Here is a 16,180-nt window from a genome sequence, read left to right as displayed (position 1 = left end):
AGTTCGTGCCGGGGAGAGTTGGCCTGCGAGCATCGCGACCCCCGCGGCGTTCCGCGTCAACTGGCCACTCAGTTGTCCGCGAACACGCCGATGATGGGATTCCATTCCTCGACGAGGCGCTCGGCGATGAGGCCGGCCTCCCAGAAGGGGTCGGCGTCGAGGGCCGACGCCACCTCGTCCGCGGATCCGGCCTTGAGGAGGAGCATTGCGCTGGGGTGCGCGGCACCGACGAACGGGCCACTGGCCTCCAGAGGACCGGCAGCCAGGGAGGCCAGGAACTCCCGGTGGCTGGGGCGCACCCTGTCGAGCTCGGCTGCGTCGTCGGAGTAGCTGTAACGGACTGCGAAATATGCCATGGGGACAGGCTAGTGGGGCGGCGGGTGTGGCCCGCCGTTTGGCGAGCGGCCACTGTGGGCGTAAACTTGCCGATTGCAGTATCATCCGGCGCGCGCTCAGAGCGCCCGGTGCGAACAGAAGAGAGTTTATGGCGAAGAAAGAGGGAGCTCTCGAACTCGAGGGCACCGTGGTCGAGGCCCTGCCCAACGCGATGTTCCGCGTCGAACTGGCCAACGGCCACAAGGTGTTGACCACGATCAGTGGCAAGATGCGGCAGCACTACATCCGCATCCTGCCGTCGGACCGCGTCGTCGTGGAGTTGTCGCCCTACGACCTCACCCGCGGCCGCATCGTCTACCGACACAAGTGAGACCTGCGGCTACTGCCGCACCCTCTCGAGCGCTGCCTGGTCCCACGTGGGCCGGCGGCGCTTTCTATTTTGGATACCGGCGAGTTGCTCAGCTGCCCGCACCGAGGTGGGCCGTGGGCGTGCTTTTGCCTTCCACGCACGCCTAGCGTAAAGTTGCTCCTCGGTCGTCAATGCCCGTGCGCGCCCGCGTGCCCGTGGCCACTTCGACCAAGCTCATCCACCGCAAGATTGGGCGCGCCCTGCGCTCCCAGTCGCCGATTGAAAAGGTTGCTCGAATGAAGGTTCAGCCGAGCGTCAAGAAGATCTGCGACAAGTGCAAGGTCATCCGCCGGCACGGTCGTGTGATGGTGATCTGCGACAACCCGCGCCATAAGCAGCGCCAGGGCTGATCACAGGCCACCGCGGACGAGGGCCCAGGCCTGGTTCCGCCTGACAACTGAAACAACGTGATAGCTAGATCCCCCAGCGGGATCGACCACCCTTGGACGAAGGCCAAGGCCCCGTCGGTGCTCGAGCCGAGCACCATAGGCGGCGGGGACGCGTCACGCCCACACCTTCGCATAGGAAAGGAAACCGCCTGATGGCACGCCTAGTTGGTGTTGACCTGCCGCGCGAAAAGCGCCTCGAGGTCGCACTCACCTACATCTTCGGCATCGGCCGTACCCGCGCCGCCGAAACCCTCGCCGCGACTGGGGTCTCCGGCGATCTCCGCGTCCACCAGCTGACCGACGACCAGCTCGTCGCGCTGCGCGACCACATCGAAGGCAGCTACGAGATCGAGGGTGACCTCCGTCGTAGCACTGCCGCCGACATCCGCCGCAAGGTGGAGATCGGTAACTACCAGGGCCGTCGCCACCGCAGCGGCCTTCCGGTTCGTGGTCAGCGCACCCGCACCAATGCCCGCACCCGCAAGGGCAAGAAGAAGGCCGTCGCTGGCAAGAAGAAGGCACGCTGACCTCCGGGTCGAGCGCCTCCTCTCAAGGACTCAAGGAGACTTAAGAACATATGGCTACTGCAAGCCGCAAGGCCGGCGCCAAGACCAAGGGCCGCCGCAAGGAAAAGAAGAACGTGCTCGCCGGTCAGGCGCACATCAAGAGCACCTTCAACAACACCATCATCTCGATCACCGACCCCACGGGCAATGTGATTTCGTGGGCCTCCGCCGGCACCGTCGGCTTCAAGGGCTCGCGTAAGTCGACCCCGTTCGCCGCTCAGATGGCCGCCGAGGCCGCTGGTCGTCGTGCCATGGAGCACGGCATGAAGCGCGTCGACGTGTTCGTCAAGGGCCCGGGCTCGGGCCGCGAGACCGCTATCCGTTCGCTCGGTGCCGTCGGCCTGGAGGTCGGCGCCATTTCCGACGTGACCCCCACACCGCACAACGGCTGCCGTCCGCCGAAGCGCCGTCGCGTCTGATCCGGCCCGAGAGAGAATAGGACTAATACATTATGGCTCGTTATACCGGCCCGATCACCAAGAAGTCCCGTCGACTCGGGACTGACCTTGTCGGCAACGACAAGGCCTTCGAGCGTCGTCCGTACCCTCCGGGTCAGCACGGCCGCGGTCGCACGAAGGACTCCGAATACTCGCTGCAGCTTCGTGAGAAGCAGAAGGCGCGCTTCGCTTACGGCGTCCTCGAGAAGCAGTTCCGTCGCTACTACGAAGAAGCCGACCGTCACCCCGGCAAGACCGGTGACCGCCTGCTGCAGATCCTGGAGTCGCGTCTCGACAACGTCGTGTACCGCTCCGGTTTCGCTTCGACGCGTCGTCAGGCCCGTCAGCTCGTCGTCCACGGCCACTTCCTGGTCAACGGTGGGCGCGTCAACATCCCGTCGTACCGTGTCCGCGCCAAGGACATCATCGACGTGGCTGAGAAGTCGCTGAACCTGACCCCGTTCGTCATCGCCCGTGAGACCCACGGCGAGCGTTCGGTTCCCGCATGGCTGGAGGCTCGTCCCAACCGGATGCGCATCCTCGTGCACCAGCTCCCCGTCCGCGAGCAGATCGTGGTCGATGTCCAGGAGCAGATGATCGTCGAGCTCTACTCGAAGTGATCCGTCGGGGCCTTGTGCCCCACCACCGCCCCGTCCGGCTCGCTCCGGGCGGGGCGCTGGGCCCGACGGTCGGGCTCAGCACTATTTCGCGCCCTCATATAGCGGTCGGCGCGGGGAGGAAACACCATGCTCATCGCACAGCGCCCGGGCCTCACGGAAGAGGTCGTCTCGGACCACCGGTCCCGGTTCGTCATCGAGCCCCTCGAGCCCGGCTTCGGCTACACGCTCGGCAACTCGCTGCGTCGCACCCTGCTGTCGTCCATCCCGGGTGCCTCGGTCACCAGCATCAAGATCGAAGGCAACCAGCACGAGTTCTCCACGGTGGAGGGCGTCGTCGAGGACGTCACCGAGATCATCCTGAACCTCAAGGGCCTCGTGATCTCCTCGGAGGAGGACGAGCCCGTCGTCATGTACCTCCGCAAGGCAGGTGCCGGGTCCGTCACCGCCGGTGACATCCAGCCCCCGGCAGGCGTCGAGATCCACAACCCCGAGCTGCACATCGCCACTCTCAACGAGACCGGCAAGCTCGAGATGGAACTCGTTGTCGAACGCGGCCGTGGCTACGTCAGCGCAGTGCTGAACAAGGATCCCGATTCAGAGATCGGCCGCATCCCGGTCGACTCCATCTACTCGCCGGTGCTCAAGGTCACCTACAAGGTCGAGGCCACCCGCGTCGCCCAGCGCACCGACTTCGACCGTCTCATCGTCGACGTCGAGACCAAGCCGTCGATGACGCCGCGTGACGCCGTCGCTTCGGCCGGCACCACCCTCGTCGAGCTGTTCGGCCTTGCCCGCGAGCTGAACGTGGACGCCGAAGGCATCGAGATCGGCCCGTCGCCCGTCGACGAGCAGATCGCCGAGTCGTTGAACCTCCCTGTCGAGGATCTGGAACTGTCGGTCCGCTCCTACAACTGCCTCAAGCGCGAGGGCATCCACACCGTGGGTGAGCTCGTGGCCCGCAGCGAAGAGGATCTGCTCGACATCCGCAACTTCGGCAGCAAGTCGATCGACGAGGTTCGCGAGACCCTCGCCAACCTCGGCCTGTCGCTGCGTGACTCGCACCCGGGCTTCGACCCGCTGCAGGCCATCGAGCGCTACGACGAGGACAACGACGAAGACGCTGACTTCGCCGAGACCGAGCAGTACTGACCGCCCACACCGCTACTCACACTGGAGAATTGATCAATGCCTAAGCCGACCAAGGGTGCCCGTCTGGGCGGTAGCCCGACCCATCAGCGCCACATCCTGCGCAACCTGGCCACCCAGCTCTTCGAGCACGGCCGAATCACCACCACCGAGACCCGTGCCCGGCTGCTGCAGCCGGTTGCCGAGCGTCTGATCAGCAAGGCCAAGCGCGGTGACCTGCACAACCGTCGCCTGGTGCTGCAGTCGGTCACCGACGTCGACGTCGTGCGTCGTCTCTTCGACGAGATCGCCCCCACCTTCGAGGGCCGCAACGGTGGCTACACCCGCATCACCAAGATCGGCCCCCGCAAGGGCGACAACGCCCCCATGGCAGTGATCGAACTGATCACCGAGGCCGTGGCCCCGAAGGCCAAGGCGCCCAAGGCCGCACCGGCCGAGGAGACCGCAGAGGTTGAGGAGACTGAAGAGGTCGCCGAAACCGACGAGGTCGCCGAGACCGAGGAGTCGCCCGCCGCGGCCGACGAGACGGCTGCTGACGAGGACGCTGCAGAGTCCAAGTGACACCATCCGGAAGGGGCCCCCGTCGTGGGGCCCCTTCTGTTTCACCGCTAGGGTTTCGTTAGTTTTGGCCGTTCAGAGGAGAGACCAGATGCTGCGACGAGTTCTTGCAGGTGCGGCTGTCGCCGCCCTGCTGCTCACTGGCTGCGGCGCGCAACAGAGCGCGCCGGACGAGGTGTCGATCGGTGGAGTGACCATCGTTTCCCACCCGTCGCTGGACCTCATCTGGGAGGGTGTGAAGGAGGGCCTCGCCGAGGCAGGTTACGTCGAGGGGGAGAACCTCACCCTCGAGTTCCAGAATCCCCAGGGCGACCAGGCCACTCTGACCAACATCGCCAACACCTACGCCGCCTCCAAGCACGACCTGTTCGTGGCGATCGCCACGCCGCCGGCCCAGGCCATGGCGCAGGTGATCCAGGACCGGCCCATCGTGTTCGCGTCCGTGACGGATCCGGTCGCCGCGGGCCTGGTGGATTCGATGGAGAAGCCGGGCGGCAACGTCACGGGCACTTCCGACCAGTTGCCCACCGACCAGCAGTTGAAGCTGATCCTCGACATCGACCCCACCGTCGAATCCGTGGGGATCGTCTACTCGGCCTCCGAGGTCAACGCCCAGGTGCAGGCCGAGAAGGCCATGGAGGCGGGCAGGGAACTCGGGGTCGAGGTCAAGACCGTCACCATCCAGAACTCCTCCGAGGTGCAGCAGGCCGCTGAGTCGCTGGACGTCGACGCCTATTTCACGCTCGTCGACAACACCGTCGTCTCGGCGATGGAGTCCATGGTGCAGGTGGCCGAACAGAAGCAGGCGCTGCTGGTCAGCTCGGATCCTGATTCGGTGGAGCGCGGCGCGGCCGCGGCACTCTCGACCGACTACAAGGCGCAGGGTCTGCAGACAGCCAAGATGATCGTCGAACTCCTCAAGGGAGGGGAGCCGGGCGACACCAGCGTCCAGCTGCAGGAATCCCTGGAGACCGTGGTCAACCCCGCCGCCGCTGAGCGGATGGGCGTGACCATCCCCAAGGCAGTCATCGACGAAGCCGCCACCACGTACTGAGGGGTGGACGCCGGCGCCCAGCGGCGCCGCGGAAGCCTACGCTTTACAGGCACTCACCCTTTCGCGCAAGGAGAAACATGAAACTCAAGGTTGTCGCGCTCGGCACCATCGCCGCGCTCGCACTGACCGGCTGTGGCGCCGCAGAGGAGGGCTCCACGGAGTCCTACAAGATCGGCATCGCCACCATCGTCTCCCACCCGGCGCTCGACGCCGTCGCAGACGGCTTCAAGGAAGCCATGGCGGAGGCCGGTTACACGGAGGGCGAGAACCTCACCATCGACCTGCAGAACGCCCAGGGCGACCAGTCGACGCTCACGAGCATCGCCAACACGTTCGCCAGCTCGGACTTCAACGGCTACCTCGCTATCGCGACCCCCACCGCCCAGGCGCTGGCCAACGTGATCACGGACAAGCCGATCGCCTTCGCCGCCGTCACTGATCCGGTCGCCGCCGGCCTCATGCAGGACTGGGACGCCCCGGACGCCAACATCACCGGCGTCTCGGACCTCAACCCCATGGACGCGCAGCTCGACCTCGTCAAGGAGATCCTGCCCGAGGCCGTCACCGTCGGCATCGTGTACTCCTCCGGTGAGGTCAACTCGGAGGTCCAGGTGGCTGAGGCCGAGAAGGCCGCCGAATCCCGTGGCATGGAGATCAAGACGGCCACCGTCACCAACTCCGCCGAGGTGCAGCAGGCAGCCGAATCCCTCGACGTCGACGCCTACCTGATCCCCACCGACAACACCGTCGTCTCCGCCGCAGAGTCCCTCGTGCAGGTGGCCGAAAAGAAGTCCGTCCCCGTCTTCGCCTCGGACGAGTCGACGATGGAGCGTGGCGCCACCGCCGGGCTCTCGGTGAACTACATCCAGCAGGGCAAGGACGCCGCCGCCGTGCTGATCAAGATGCTCGAGGGTACTCCCGCCTCCGACATCCCGGTCGAGACGCAGAAGCAGTTCGACCTGTTCGTCAACGAAGAGGCGGCCGCAGCCCAGGGCATCGAACTGCCCCAGGCGGTCGTCGACCGCGCAACCAAGAAGTTCTGAGTACCTAGATGATCATCGCGCTCGAGATCGGCCTGCTCTACGCCATCATGGCGTTGGGCGTCTACCTCACCTACCGGGTCCTGGATTTCCCTGACCTGACGGTGGACGGTTCGTTCACGACAGGTGCCGCCACGTGCGCCATCCTGCTCGTGAACGGGGTGCCGGTCTGGGCCGCGATGATCGCCGGGATGGTCGCCGGCATGCTCGCCGGCGCCATCACCGGGCTGCTCCACGTCTGGGGCAACATCAACCCCCTGCTGGCAGGCATCCTGACCCAGATCGCGCTGTACTCCATCAACCTGCGCATCATGGGCAACCGGGCCAACGTGCCGCTGCTGCGCACCGACACGCTGTTCAGCTGGTTCCGGGGCGAACGGCTGCTCGGCACCTGGATGTCGGTGGCGGCGTTCAGCGTCGTCGTGCTCCTCGTCGGGCTGGTGGTCTACTGGTTCCTCGGCACCAGCTTCGGGGTGTCCATCCGCGCCACCGGCGACAACGAGATGATGGCCCGATCGCAGGGCATCAACACCGGCGTCACCAAGATCGTCGGCCTGATGATCTCCAACGGCATGGTGGCCCTCTGTGGCGCGCTCGTGGCGCAGTACCAGGGATTCTCGGACATCTCCATGGGTATCGGCCTCATCGTCGCAGGCCTGGCCTCGGTCATCGTCGGCCAGGCCATCTTCGGGATGACCGCAGTGTGGCAGGCCGTGCTGGCCGCAGCCCTCGGCTCGGTCATCTACCGTGGCGTCATCCAGATCGCCCTCAACAACGGCTTCAACCCCAACGACATGAAGCTCATCTCGGCGGTGCTCGTCGTGCTCGCCCTGGTGCTGCCGCAGTGGGGTCCCCTCAAGAAACTGCGCCGCCAGCGCCGTCGTCGTCAGGCCGCAGAGGCAGGAGTCGCCTGATGCTCGAACTCGCCTCAGTCACGAAGCGCTTCTTCCCCGGCACCGTCAACGAGCGGGTCGCGCTGGACGCCATCAACCTCACCCTCCACGAGGGAGACTTCGTCACCGTTATCGGCTCCAACGGCGCCGGTAAGTCCACCATGCTCAACGTGGTCTCCGGGCGGTACCCGGTGGACGGCGGCACGGTGACGATCGACGGCAAGAACGTCAGCCGCACCCCGGAACACCAGCGGGCCAAGTGGGTCGCGCGCGTCTTCCAGGACCCCATGGCCGGCACCTCGCCCCACCTCACCATCGAGGAGAACCTGGCCATCGCGTTCGAGCGTGGCCGCAAGCGCGGCCTGCGGATGGCCGTCACCAGCCCCAAGCGCGCGGTCTTCAAGGAGGCCCTCACCACGCTGGAACTCGGGTTGGAGAACCGCCTCGACATGCGCGTGGGCATGCTGTCGGGCGGCCAGCGCCAGGCACTCAGCCTGCTGATGGCCACCTATGCGCAACCGGCCATCCTCCTCCTCGACGAACACACGGCCGCGCTGGATCCGGCGCGCGCCGCCCTGATCACCCGCCTGACAGGCGAGGCCGTGGAGCGCCATCGGCTGACCACCCTCATGGTCACCCACAACATGCACCAGGCCATCGAGCTGGGCAACAGATTGATCATGATGCACGAGGGCCGCATCGTCCTCGAGGTCGACGACGAGGCAAAGAAGTCGATCACGGCCGAGCAGCTCACGCAGGAGTTCGCCAAGATCAAGGGCGCCAGCCTGTCGGACCGCACGCTGCTCGACTGACGCTCAGGCTCAGTCCCTCGTCCACTGGGAGCTCACGCCCCACAGAATGGGTACGGTAGGGCAATGCGCATCGCCCAGCTGGCCAACTTCGTCGGCCCCACGTCTGGGGGTATGAAGGTGGTCATCGAAACCCTGGGCCAGGGCTACGTCGACGCCGGGCACACGCGTATCTTCGTCGCGCCGGGGGAGAAGGACCAGATCCTCGAGACCGAGGCCGGCATCCTCGTGCAGGTCCGCGCCCCCAAGGTCACCGAGCAGTACCGCATGATCTTCCAACCCTGGCGGGTGCTCGACGTGCTTGACAGGTTCCGGCCCACCTCCATCGAGGTGTCGGACAAGTGGACCCTCTCGCCGGCGGCGAACTGGGCCGCCAAGCGCAGCGTCGGCTCCGTGCTCTTCAGCCATGAGCGGCTGTCCGACATGCTCGCGATGTTCGTGCGCTCCAGCTTCGGCGTCGAGACCATCGTCGGTGGGCTGAACCGCCGGCTGTCCCGCAACTTCGACTCCGTCGTGGTCACCAGCCGCTTCGCCGAGGAGGAGTTCGCCGACACCGGCGCCAACCTGGCGCTCGTGCCGCTCGGCGTGGACCTGGAGACGTTCCACCCCGACAAGGGCGAACCGGCCGACGACGGCGTGCTCAAGTTCTGTTACGTGGGCAGGCTCTCCCACGAGAAGAGCCCCCAGCTGGCCGTGGCCACCGTCGTCGAACTGCACCGGAGGGGCCATCCGGTGCGGCTGGACCTGTACGGCACCGGCCCCGACCAGGCCGAATTGGAGGCGGTCGCCGGCAACGCGCCGGTGTTCTTCCACGGCTTCGTGCCCGGCCGCGACGAGGTGGCCAGGCGCATCGCGCAGCACGACGTGTCGCTGTCCGTGTGTCCCGCGGAGACCTTCGGACTCGCCGTGCTCGAGGCGCTGGCGTGCGGCACCCCCGTCGTCAGTTCCACCAGCGGGGGAGCCAGCGAACTGGTCGACGCCACGTCCGGCGAGCGCGGCGACGCCAACCCACTGTCCCTGGCCGACGCCGTGGAACGCCTGATCCCGCGCCTCGGCCCAGAGCTGCGGCGTGCGGCACGGGCGCGCGCCGAGCGGTATCCCTGGCAGCGAACCACCGACGCGATGTTGGCGCTGCACAGACAACTGGCAGACGAGGTGCCGTACCGGAAGCTGCGGGGCTTCGCGCACAATCCGAAGGGAAGACGGCTATGAGAAAGAAGCGGCTCAAGATCGGTTGGTCGCCGCTGGTGGCGCTGATCGGCGCGCTGGTCCCCGTGGCGGCCCTGGCGCCGCGCAGACCTTTGGTGTCCGGGCCCCACACCGTCGCCGCCCTGGCCCAGCAGTGCCGCGAGACGGGAGCCACCGGGCGGGCGCTGGCCGACGAGGCGGTGAAGGCTGTCGCGCGGGCCTTTCCCTACTATTCGCTGTGGCACCTGTGGGAGCCGCCGGAGCGCGCGCTCAGTTCGCACCGGGGATGGTCGCACCAGTACAACACGGTGCTCCTCCTCGTGCTGCGCGAACTGGGCTTCAAGACCCGCCTGGTGCACGCGGCCATGGTCCGCGGCTTCCAGAACCCCTGGTGGCTGCGCGGGCACACCTGGGCCAAGGTGACCGTCGGCGGTTACGAGCTCGACGCCTGCGCCTCGGACGAGACGAACCGCGTGGGGGCCGTGAACTTCGTCCCGCTGACCAGGGAACTCCCGCTGCGCCGCGTGACCCGGTGGGCGCTGGGCGCCTGGATGGGCTCCTTCGTCGCGATCGCGGTCTGGCACGCCTGGCTGACGGGTCGTGAGGTGGCGCCCTGGGTGTACGGCCGCAAGGGGCGCCGGGGAAGGGCTTCCGCGGGCTGACGCGTTAGACTCCCGGGGTGCAGCCGGCAGACAACATCACCTATGTGCCCAGCCTTGATGGCCTCCGCACCATCGCTGTGGGCCTGGTCATCGCGTTCCACCTCAGCGTTCCCAACCTGGAACTGGGGTTCGCCGGCGTCGACGTGTTCTTCGTGCTGTCCGGGTACCTGATCACCTCCGGCCTGCTGCGCGACACCGTGCGCCACGGGAGGCCGCAGTACGGGAAGTTCTGGCAGCGCCGATTCCGCCGCCTGCTGCCCGCCGCCACGCTGGTCCTGCTGCTGGTACTCCTCTACGCCACGTTCCTGATGCCGTTGTTCCGCAAGGCCAACGCGAGCTGGGACATCTTCTGGACGGTGCTGTACCTGGGCAACTGGCGGTTCATGGGCGCCAACAGCTACTTCGCCTCCGACGGCACACCGTCGTTGCTGCTGCACATGTGGTCCTTGGCCGTTGAGGAGCAGTTCTACTTCTTCTGGCCGGTGCTGATCGGCATCGTCGCGTTCGCCGCCGGGAAGCTGGGCGGCAGGAAGCGGGTCACCACCATCATCGGGGTGGTGGCGGCAGTCCTCATCGTCGTCTCGGCGGCCCTGCTGATGGTGCTGTACGACCCCGCATCGCCCGACCGCGCCTACATGGGCACCGACACCAAGGCGTTCGAGCCCCTGCTCGGTGCCCTGCTGGCCATCGTGATGAGCAATCACGGGGTGCGCACCGTCTTCCACCGCCACCACCGTCTCATCGCGGCCGTCGGCGTGATGACGGCCGTGGCCGTGCTGCCGTTCCTGGCCGGACCGAGCGCCTTCTACTTCCAGGGCGGCGCGGTGATCCTCAGCGTCGGCGTCACGCTGCTGATCGGTGCGCTGGTGGTCTCTCCGCCGACGATGCTGTCGGGTTTCCTGTCCTGGCGGCCGATGACCTACCTCGGGCAGATCTCCTACGGGCTGTACCTCTGGCACTGGCCGTGGAGCGTGTGGCTGGACGTGGCCCACAAGGAGGAGTTCCGGATGCTGCGGGCTCCCGTGGCGCTGGCGGCGACGCTGATCTGTGCGGTGCTGAGCTACCACTTCGTGGAGGAGCCCATCCGTCGCGGCCGCTTCACCACGTGGCTCACCTTCAAGCGCACGATGCTCATCGTCGCAGTGATCATGGTGATCATCATGACCTGGGCCACCGCGCTGCGCGGGCTGCCCGTGCCCAGCACGCGCCCGCCCGCGACACCCGTCAGCCCCGGCGGCTCGCCGGTGCCGCAGACCAACCCGGACCTCGTCATCGTGGTGGGCGACTCCGTGCCGTTCCGCCTCATGGAATCGCTCGACCAGGTGGCCAGCGACAACGGCTTCGTCGTCGACAACGCCTCCCGTGGTGGCTGCCCGCCCCTCTCGATCGAGTTGCAGGAGTACCTCAAGCCCGACCACGAGGGTGCAGGCGACTGCACCATGGTCGCCGACATCCAGACAGAGAAGATCGACTCCGAGCGTCCGGCGACGGTGTTCTGGTGGTCGCGCTACGAGGTGCACCAGCGCTGGCTCGACGGACGGATCGTCGGACCGGACGAAGAAATCTTCTGGGAGGCGCTCGAAGAGGACCTGGCGGGCAGCGTCGATCGGCTCACCTCTCAGGGCGCCACTCTGGTGATCGCGCAGACCGAGCGCCCTGGCACCGGCATGCTCAGCCGCTGCACCGAGGACGAGTGCCACCCGCTGCTGGATCTCATGGTCAACCACGACGAGTACCGCCGCCGGTGGAACGACATCGTCGTCGACCTGGCCCAGCGCGACGACAGGGTGGAGACCTTCCGGATGGATCCGTTGCTGTGCAAGGACCCCGAGCCTGCGACGGCCGACGGCCCGGCGCTGTGCGACGACTCCCGGCCCGGTGGGCAGCTGTTGCGGCCCGACGGCAGCCACATCCTGGTGGACCCCTTCGGCTACGAGACCGCAGAGAAGGTGCTCGAGAACGTGTTGACGGCCGCCAGCAGCTGATCTGCGGCTCAGCCGAAACGAGAAGACCCCGGGCCTGGGCCCGGGGTCTTCGTGTTACGCGGTGGCTCAGTAGGTGAGCTGGACGTTCTTGGCGGCGGAGAGGCGCTGCGCCACGTCGTCCCAGTTGATGACGTTCCACCAGGCGTTGACGTAGTCGCCCTTGACGTTCTTGTACTGGAGGTAGAAGGCGTGCTCCCACATGTCCAGCTGCAGCACGGGCAGCTGGCCGACCGGCACGTTCGACTGCTGGTCGAACAGCTGGTTGATGTTGAGGCGCTGGCCGAGGGTGTCCCACACGAGCATGGCCCAGCCGGAGCCCTGCAGGCCGTTGGCGGCGGCGTTGAACTGCTTCTTGAAGCCGTCGAACGAACCGAAGAACTCGCCGATCGCCTCAGCCACGTCGCCGGTGGGCTCGCCGCCGCCGTTGGGCGACATGTTCTTCCAGAAGACGGAGTGGTTGATGTGGCCGCCCAGGTGGAAGGCGAGGTCCTTCTCGAGCTTGTTCACGGCGCCGAAGTCACCCTTGTCGCGCGCGGCGGCGAGCTGCTCGAGAGCGGTGTTGGCACCGGCCACGTAGGCGGCGTGGTGCTTGCTGTGGTGCAGCTCCATGATCTCCGGGGCGATGTGCGGGGCGAGTGCCCCGTAGTCGTAGTCGAGGTCGGGAAGGGTGTAGGTCATGGTGTCTCCTGATCGTTGACTCGCGCCGTTGCGCGCTGACGGTCCCCATCCTATGCCGCCCATTTGGTCACCGCTTCAACTTCTCAGCGGGTTCCGCTGGCGGGGAAATCAGGCCCCTGAGGCGGCGACCCTGAGCACACGGAAGCCCTTGGCCGACGCCACGCGCTCCGTCGGATGCCCCTGGTCCGTCAGCCAGCGCTGCAGCGAATCACCGCCGAGGTTCTTCCCGACGACCAACCAGGCGACACCGTCAGGCTGGAGCCGCGGCAACCACGTCAGGAGCAACTCGTGTAACGCCTGCTTGCCGATCCTGATCGGAGGATTCGACCAGATCTCGTCGTAGCGCATGTCCGCGGGCACCTCGTCGGGGGCGACGGCGTGCACCCGCTCGGCGACACCGTGCCGCTGGGCGTTCATCCGGGTCAGTTCGACGGCGCGGCCGTTCACGTCGACCGCGTCGACGGTGGCGCCGGGCGCCGCCACGGCCAGCCCGACGGCGATGGTGCCGACTCCGCACCCGAGGTCCAGCAGATGGCCCCGCTCGGGTGGGCTCACCTCGCGCAGTAGGACGGAGGTGCCCAGGTCGAGGCGGCCCCCGGAGAACACGCCACCGGCTGTCGTGAACGTCAGGTCGTTGCCGAAGACGGTGGCGGTGAACTCGTGCGTGACCAGCGGCTGGTCAGGGGTGTCGAAGTAGTGGCTCATGATGTCTCCAGGGTGCGCATGGCGCGCGCCGCGGTGGCGCGGGCGGCCAGTTCATCGTCGGGCGGATAGCCCACCTCTTCCAGCGTGAGGCCACAGGCCGGCATGACCTGCACCTCGCCATGGCGCACGCTGCTGGCGGCCACCTCCTCCAACCAGGAGAGGCTGCGCCGCCCCGCCGCCACGGCGGTCAGCGCGCCCATCAGGGAGCGCACCATCGAGTGGCAGAACGCGTCCGCCAGCAGGTGCACCTCGATCACGCCGTCGGGGCGGCGGGTGGCGCTGAGCTCCCGGAGGTCGCGGATGGTGGTGGCACCCTGGCGCGGCCGGCAGAAGGCGGCGAAGTCCCGCAGCCCGATCAGCAGTTCCGCTGCGGCGTTGAGCGCGCCGACGTCGATCGGTTCGCGCGACGGTGTGATGTGCCCGCGCAGCAGCGGATCGGCGACCCCGTCGGTCAGGCGATAGCAGTAGCGCCGCCAGATGGCCGAGAACCGCGCGTCGAAACCTTCGGGGGCCGGGGTGACGTCGCGGATGGCGATGTCGTCCGGGAGGACGCGGCGGAGACGGCGCAGCAGGGTGGCCGACGGGTCCTCGTCGAGGTCCAGGTCGGCGTGGCAGGTCTGGCGTCGGGCGTGCACGCCCGCGTCGGTGCGGCCCGCGACCACCAGTGTGGGCGGCCCGGCGAGGCGCAGCACCTTGCCGATCCATTCCTCGAGGGTCGCCTGCACCGTGCGTAGCCCGGGCTGGGTGGCCCAGCCGTGGAACTCGGTGCCGTCGTAGGCCAAATCAATCCTGAGTCGCATCGGCCCTCCGGTAGGTGAGGTCGAAGACGGTGCGGCCCGCGGCCAACCCGCGTGCCTCGTACTTGGTGACGGGGCGCTCCTCGAGTCTGGGGGCCCAACCGTCGTGCACGTTGACCAGGCCGGGGTGGTCGTCGAGGTGCTCCCGCATCCAGAGCGCGTAGTCCTCCCAGTCGGTGGCCAGTCGCCACACCCCGGACGGCGCCAGTTTGGCGGCCACGACATCGGCGAACCCCGTGCTGACGAGGCGACGCTTGTGGTGGCGCTTCTTGTGCCAGGGGTCAGCGAAGAACGTCCACAGTTCGGTGACCGAGCCGTCGTCGAACAGGCGGGGGAGCGCCTGCGCCCCGTCCACCAGGGCCAGACGCACGTTGGTGGCGCCGATGCGGCCCAGCCGGCCGAGCGTGGACGCTACGGCCGGCTCGAACACCTCGAACGCCACCACGTTGCATTCGGGACGGCCGGCGGCCATGGGGACGAGGGAGTCGCCGGCGCCGGAGCCGATCTCCACGATCAGCGGCGCCTCACGCCTGAACTCCGCGGCCCAGTCGACGTGGGCCTCAGGCGCCACGGAGGTGTCCAACTCGCCACGCGGGATGTCCACGAGGTATTCGGCGGCATGCCGCTCCCAGGCCTTGGTCTGCGACTCGTTCATCCGCGTGCTGCGGCGCACGAAACTGACGATGTCGCGGCGGGGGCGTGGGGGTCGGGAAATCACCGGCCCAGCCTACCGGTGACCGCGCGAACTAGACTGTGAGGTGCTGATCGGCAACCACGAGGAGTCATCGATGCGCACCATTCTCAACGTCATCTGGGTCATCCTGGGCGGCTTCTGGCTGGCCCTGGGCTACATGCTGGCGGGCGTGATCGCCTGCATCTTCATCGTGACGATCCCGGCGGGGCTCGCGTCGTTCCGCATGGCCAACTACGTGCTCTGGCCGTTCGGCCGCACCGTCGAACCGAAGCCGGGGGCCGGTTGGGGATCAGGGCTCATGAACGTCATCTGGTTCGTGGTGGCGGGGTGGTGGCTGGCGCTCCTGCACATCACCTCGGCGCTCGCGCAGTCGCTGACCATCATCGGTATCGCCAATGCGTGGGTGTCGCTGAAGATGATCCCCGTGACCTGCTTCCCCTTCGGCAAGCGGATCGTGCCGAGCGGCGGGATCCTCTGAGCCGACAGCTGCTCAGGGACGGGGGAGGAGGGGAGCCACCGGTTCCCAGATGCCCGGCTCCCCGAGCACACCCATCGCGCTGGTGACGTTGCCGGGGCCGATCGACGCCACGACGGCCAGCAGCGACAGCGTCGGGAAGCCGTGGGCGCGGTTGTCGCGGATGAGCGCGCGGTCGTCTGTCGGGTCCAGGTTCCGGCCGCCCTCATCGAGCACCTTGGCCCACTGCGTCCACCAGCGCACCCCCTCGGTGGGGGCGTCGGCGAAGCGGTGCAGCCAGTGCGCGATGCGCTCCGCCCCGAAGTCGTCGACGTCCGAGTGCGCGATCATGTGCGTGCCCGGCTCGAGGTCGACGGTGCGCGTCGCGCCTCCCTCCCAGGAGGTGACGCGCACGCTGTCGAAGGTGGCCTCCACCAGGTTGAACCCCAGGGTGGTGGGCGTCGCCGGGACCTGGCGTCCCGTGAGGGAGCCGATGACGAGGTCGCCCCGGGTCGTCGGGATGATGCCCTCGGGGGGACCGCCCGCGCGGTTCAGCAGGACGCTGAGCTGCAGGTGGTTGTGCGCGAGCCATGCTCCGCCGGCGGACAGGTCCTGGATACCGGTGATCTCCGGGTGCTGGGGCCACCACTGGCCCAACGGCCGCCACGGCCGGCCCGGGTCCTCGTCCCGGATGGCCAGCAGCCTGACGCGGCCCGGCCCGGGCTCGGGAACGCGAATCACCACGGTGCACATGGTCAGT

At 67.6% G+C, this 16,180-nt stretch carries 21 protein-coding genes; 15 read left to right on the top strand and 6 right to left on the bottom strand.

The window, feature by feature from the left end; genetic code table 11:
• Positions 1-68: 68 nt before the first annotated feature.
• Positions 69-356: a YciI family protein gene (locus ACX1DX_RS06345; protein WP_459397999.1), complete on the bottom strand. Its 288-nt coding sequence runs from the start codon at positions 354-356 to the stop codon at positions 69-71.
• A gap of 128 nt (positions 357-484) precedes the next feature.
• Here ACX1DX_RS06345 and infA point away from each other — a divergent pair, with 128 nt between their 5' ends.
• The 14 genes from infA (at position 485) to ACX1DX_RS06275 (ending at position 12,092) form a co-directional block, all read left to right on the top strand.
• On the top strand, positions 485-706 hold the full coding sequence (gene infA, locus ACX1DX_RS06340; protein WP_040284660.1) for a translation initiation factor IF-1: 222 nt from the start codon (positions 485-487) through the stop codon (positions 704-706).
• Between the two features lie 275 nt (positions 707-981).
• Positions 982-1,095, top strand: a complete 114-nt coding sequence (gene rpmJ, locus ACX1DX_RS06335; protein WP_002514836.1) for a 50S ribosomal protein L36 — start codon at positions 982-984, stop codon at positions 1,093-1,095.
• Positions 1,096-1,286: 191 nt separating this feature from the next.
• Entirely contained in the window at positions 1,287-1,661 is a 375-nt protein-coding gene (gene rpsM, locus ACX1DX_RS06330) for a 30S ribosomal protein S13 (protein WP_076058038.1), read from the top strand.
• A gap of 50 nt (positions 1,662-1,711) precedes the next feature.
• Positions 1,712-2,119, top strand: a complete 408-nt coding sequence (gene rpsK / locus ACX1DX_RS06325; protein WP_182763770.1) for a 30S ribosomal protein S11 — start codon at positions 1,712-1,714, stop codon at positions 2,117-2,119.
• A gap of 32 nt (positions 2,120-2,151) precedes the next feature.
• Positions 2,152-2,757: a 30S ribosomal protein S4 gene (rpsD, locus tag ACX1DX_RS06320; RefSeq protein WP_076058042.1), complete on the top strand. Its 606-nt coding sequence runs from the start codon at positions 2,152-2,154 to the stop codon at positions 2,755-2,757.
• A gap of 126 nt (positions 2,758-2,883) precedes the next feature.
• Complete coding sequence (locus ACX1DX_RS06315; protein ID WP_182763769.1) at positions 2,884-3,906, top strand: DNA-directed RNA polymerase subunit alpha; 1,023 nt, start codon at positions 2,884-2,886, stop codon at positions 3,904-3,906.
• Between the two features lie 36 nt (positions 3,907-3,942).
• Positions 3,943-4,464 (top strand): 50S ribosomal protein L17, encoded by a 522-nt coding sequence (gene rplQ / locus ACX1DX_RS06310; protein WP_459397998.1) that lies wholly within the window; start codon positions 3,943-3,945, stop codon positions 4,462-4,464.
• Positions 4,465-4,552: 88 nt separating this feature from the next.
• Positions 4,553-5,515: an ABC transporter substrate-binding protein gene (locus tag ACX1DX_RS06305; protein WP_459397997.1), complete on the top strand. Its 963-nt coding sequence runs from the start codon at positions 4,553-4,555 to the stop codon at positions 5,513-5,515.
• Between the two features lie 77 nt (positions 5,516-5,592).
• A complete protein-coding gene (locus tag ACX1DX_RS06300) occupies positions 5,593-6,558 on the top strand; it encodes an ABC transporter substrate-binding protein (protein ID WP_459397996.1) in 966 nt (321 codons plus the stop codon).
• Positions 6,559-6,566: 8 nt separating this feature from the next.
• Positions 6,567-7,469: an ABC transporter permease gene (locus ACX1DX_RS06295; RefSeq protein WP_076058055.1), complete on the top strand. Its 903-nt coding sequence runs from the start codon at positions 6,567-6,569 to the stop codon at positions 7,467-7,469.
• Positions 7,469-8,260, top strand: coding sequence for an ABC transporter ATP-binding protein (locus tag ACX1DX_RS06290; RefSeq protein ID WP_076058057.1), 792 nt, complete (start codon positions 7,469-7,471; stop codon positions 8,258-8,260). Before ACX1DX_RS06295 ends, ACX1DX_RS06290 begins: the two co-directional genes overlap by 1 nt.
• Before the next feature lie 63 nt (positions 8,261-8,323).
• A complete protein-coding gene (locus tag ACX1DX_RS06285) occupies positions 8,324-9,469 on the top strand; it encodes a glycosyltransferase (protein WP_182763765.1) in 1,146 nt (381 codons plus the stop codon).
• On the top strand, positions 9,466-10,107 hold the full coding sequence (locus ACX1DX_RS06280; protein WP_182763764.1) for a transglutaminase-like domain-containing protein: 642 nt from the start codon (positions 9,466-9,468) through the stop codon (positions 10,105-10,107). Before ACX1DX_RS06285 ends, ACX1DX_RS06280 begins: the two co-directional genes overlap by 4 nt.
• 17 nt (positions 10,108-10,124) lie before the next feature.
• Positions 10,125-12,092 carry an acyltransferase family protein gene (locus tag ACX1DX_RS06275; RefSeq protein ID WP_459397995.1) on the top strand — a complete coding sequence of 656 codons (1,968 nt, stop codon included), beginning with the start codon at positions 10,125-10,127 and terminating at the stop codon, positions 12,090-12,092.
• A 66-nt stretch (positions 12,093-12,158) separates the two neighbouring features.
• Here ACX1DX_RS06275 and ACX1DX_RS06270 read toward each other — a convergent pair whose 3' ends face one another.
• From ACX1DX_RS06270 to trmB, 4 genes are all read right to left on the bottom strand, one after another.
• Positions 12,159-12,770, bottom strand: a complete 612-nt coding sequence (locus ACX1DX_RS06270; RefSeq protein WP_182763762.1) for a superoxide dismutase — start codon at positions 12,768-12,770, stop codon at positions 12,159-12,161.
• 108 nt (positions 12,771-12,878) lie between these two features.
• Positions 12,879-13,475, bottom strand: a complete 597-nt coding sequence (locus ACX1DX_RS06265; protein WP_459397994.1) for a class I SAM-dependent methyltransferase — start codon at positions 13,473-13,475, stop codon at positions 12,879-12,881.
• Complete coding sequence (gene truA / locus ACX1DX_RS06260; protein WP_459397993.1) at positions 13,472-14,275, bottom strand: tRNA pseudouridine(38-40) synthase TruA; 804 nt, start codon at positions 14,273-14,275, stop codon at positions 13,472-13,474. Before truA ends, ACX1DX_RS06265 begins: the two co-directional genes overlap by 4 nt.
• Positions 14,259-14,990 (bottom strand): tRNA (guanosine(46)-N7)-methyltransferase TrmB, encoded by a 732-nt coding sequence (trmB, locus tag ACX1DX_RS06255; protein WP_459397992.1) that lies wholly within the window; start codon positions 14,988-14,990, stop codon positions 14,259-14,261. Before trmB ends, truA begins: the two co-directional genes overlap by 17 nt.
• Before the next feature lie 70 nt (positions 14,991-15,060).
• On the opposite strand from trmB, the gene ACX1DX_RS06250 reads away from it, so the two are divergent.
• Positions 15,061-15,444, top strand: a complete 384-nt coding sequence (locus tag ACX1DX_RS06250; protein ID WP_182765418.1) for a YccF domain-containing protein — start codon at positions 15,061-15,063, stop codon at positions 15,442-15,444.
• A gap of 12 nt (positions 15,445-15,456) precedes the next feature.
• Here ACX1DX_RS06250 and ACX1DX_RS06245 read toward each other — a convergent pair whose 3' ends face one another.
• Positions 15,457-16,164, bottom strand: a complete 708-nt coding sequence (locus ACX1DX_RS06245; RefSeq protein WP_459397991.1) for an NRDE family protein — start codon at positions 16,162-16,164, stop codon at positions 15,457-15,459.
• Between the last annotated feature and the right edge of the window lie 16 nt (positions 16,165-16,180).

This window comes from Tessaracoccus zhenghani, assembly GCF_054552775.1.
Note: the sequence above shows the minus strand (reverse complement) of the source record. Positions and strands in the feature narration are given on the sequence as shown.

What these genes read in the sequence shown, in the direction of transcription:
- ACX1DX_RS06345 (WP_459397999.1), bottom strand. Translation starts at nt 356, where the DNA reads ATGGCATATTTCGCAGTCCGTTACAGCTACTCCGACGACGCAGCCGAG.
- infA (WP_040284660.1), top strand. Translation starts at nt 485, where the DNA reads ATGGCGAAGAAAGAGGGAGCTCTCGAACTCGAGGGCACCGTGGTCGAG.
- rpmJ (WP_002514836.1), top strand. Translation starts at nt 982, where the DNA reads ATGAAGGTTCAGCCGAGCGTCAAGAAGATCTGCGACAAGTGCAAGGTC.
- rpsM (WP_076058038.1), top strand. Translation starts at nt 1,287, where the DNA reads ATGGCACGCCTAGTTGGTGTTGACCTGCCGCGCGAAAAGCGCCTCGAG.
- rpsK (WP_182763770.1), top strand. Translation starts at nt 1,712, where the DNA reads ATGGCTACTGCAAGCCGCAAGGCCGGCGCCAAGACCAAGGGCCGCCGC.
- rpsD (WP_076058042.1), top strand. Translation starts at nt 2,152, where the DNA reads ATGGCTCGTTATACCGGCCCGATCACCAAGAAGTCCCGTCGACTCGGG.
- ACX1DX_RS06315 (WP_182763769.1), top strand. Translation starts at nt 2,884, where the DNA reads ATGCTCATCGCACAGCGCCCGGGCCTCACGGAAGAGGTCGTCTCGGAC.
- rplQ (WP_459397998.1), top strand. Translation starts at nt 3,943, where the DNA reads ATGCCTAAGCCGACCAAGGGTGCCCGTCTGGGCGGTAGCCCGACCCAT.
- ACX1DX_RS06305 (WP_459397997.1), top strand. Translation starts at nt 4,553, where the DNA reads ATGCTGCGACGAGTTCTTGCAGGTGCGGCTGTCGCCGCCCTGCTGCTC.
- ACX1DX_RS06300 (WP_459397996.1), top strand. Translation starts at nt 5,593, where the DNA reads ATGAAACTCAAGGTTGTCGCGCTCGGCACCATCGCCGCGCTCGCACTG.
- ACX1DX_RS06295 (WP_076058055.1), top strand. Translation starts at nt 6,567, where the DNA reads ATGATCATCGCGCTCGAGATCGGCCTGCTCTACGCCATCATGGCGTTG.
- ACX1DX_RS06290 (WP_076058057.1), top strand. Translation starts at nt 7,469, where the DNA reads ATGCTCGAACTCGCCTCAGTCACGAAGCGCTTCTTCCCCGGCACCGTC.
- ACX1DX_RS06285 (WP_182763765.1), top strand. Translation starts at nt 8,324, where the DNA reads ATGCGCATCGCCCAGCTGGCCAACTTCGTCGGCCCCACGTCTGGGGGT.
- ACX1DX_RS06280 (WP_182763764.1), top strand. Translation starts at nt 9,466, where the DNA reads ATGAGAAAGAAGCGGCTCAAGATCGGTTGGTCGCCGCTGGTGGCGCTG.
- ACX1DX_RS06270 (WP_182763762.1), bottom strand. Translation starts at nt 12,770, where the DNA reads ATGACCTACACCCTTCCCGACCTCGACTACGACTACGGGGCACTCGCC.
- ACX1DX_RS06265 (WP_459397994.1), bottom strand. Translation starts at nt 13,475, where the DNA reads ATGAGCCACTACTTCGACACCCCTGACCAGCCGCTGGTCACGCACGAG.
- truA (WP_459397993.1), bottom strand. Translation starts at nt 14,275, where the DNA reads ATGCGACTCAGGATTGATTTGGCCTACGACGGCACCGAGTTCCACGGC.
- ACX1DX_RS06250 (WP_182765418.1), top strand. Translation starts at nt 15,061, where the DNA reads ATGCGCACCATTCTCAACGTCATCTGGGTCATCCTGGGCGGCTTCTGG.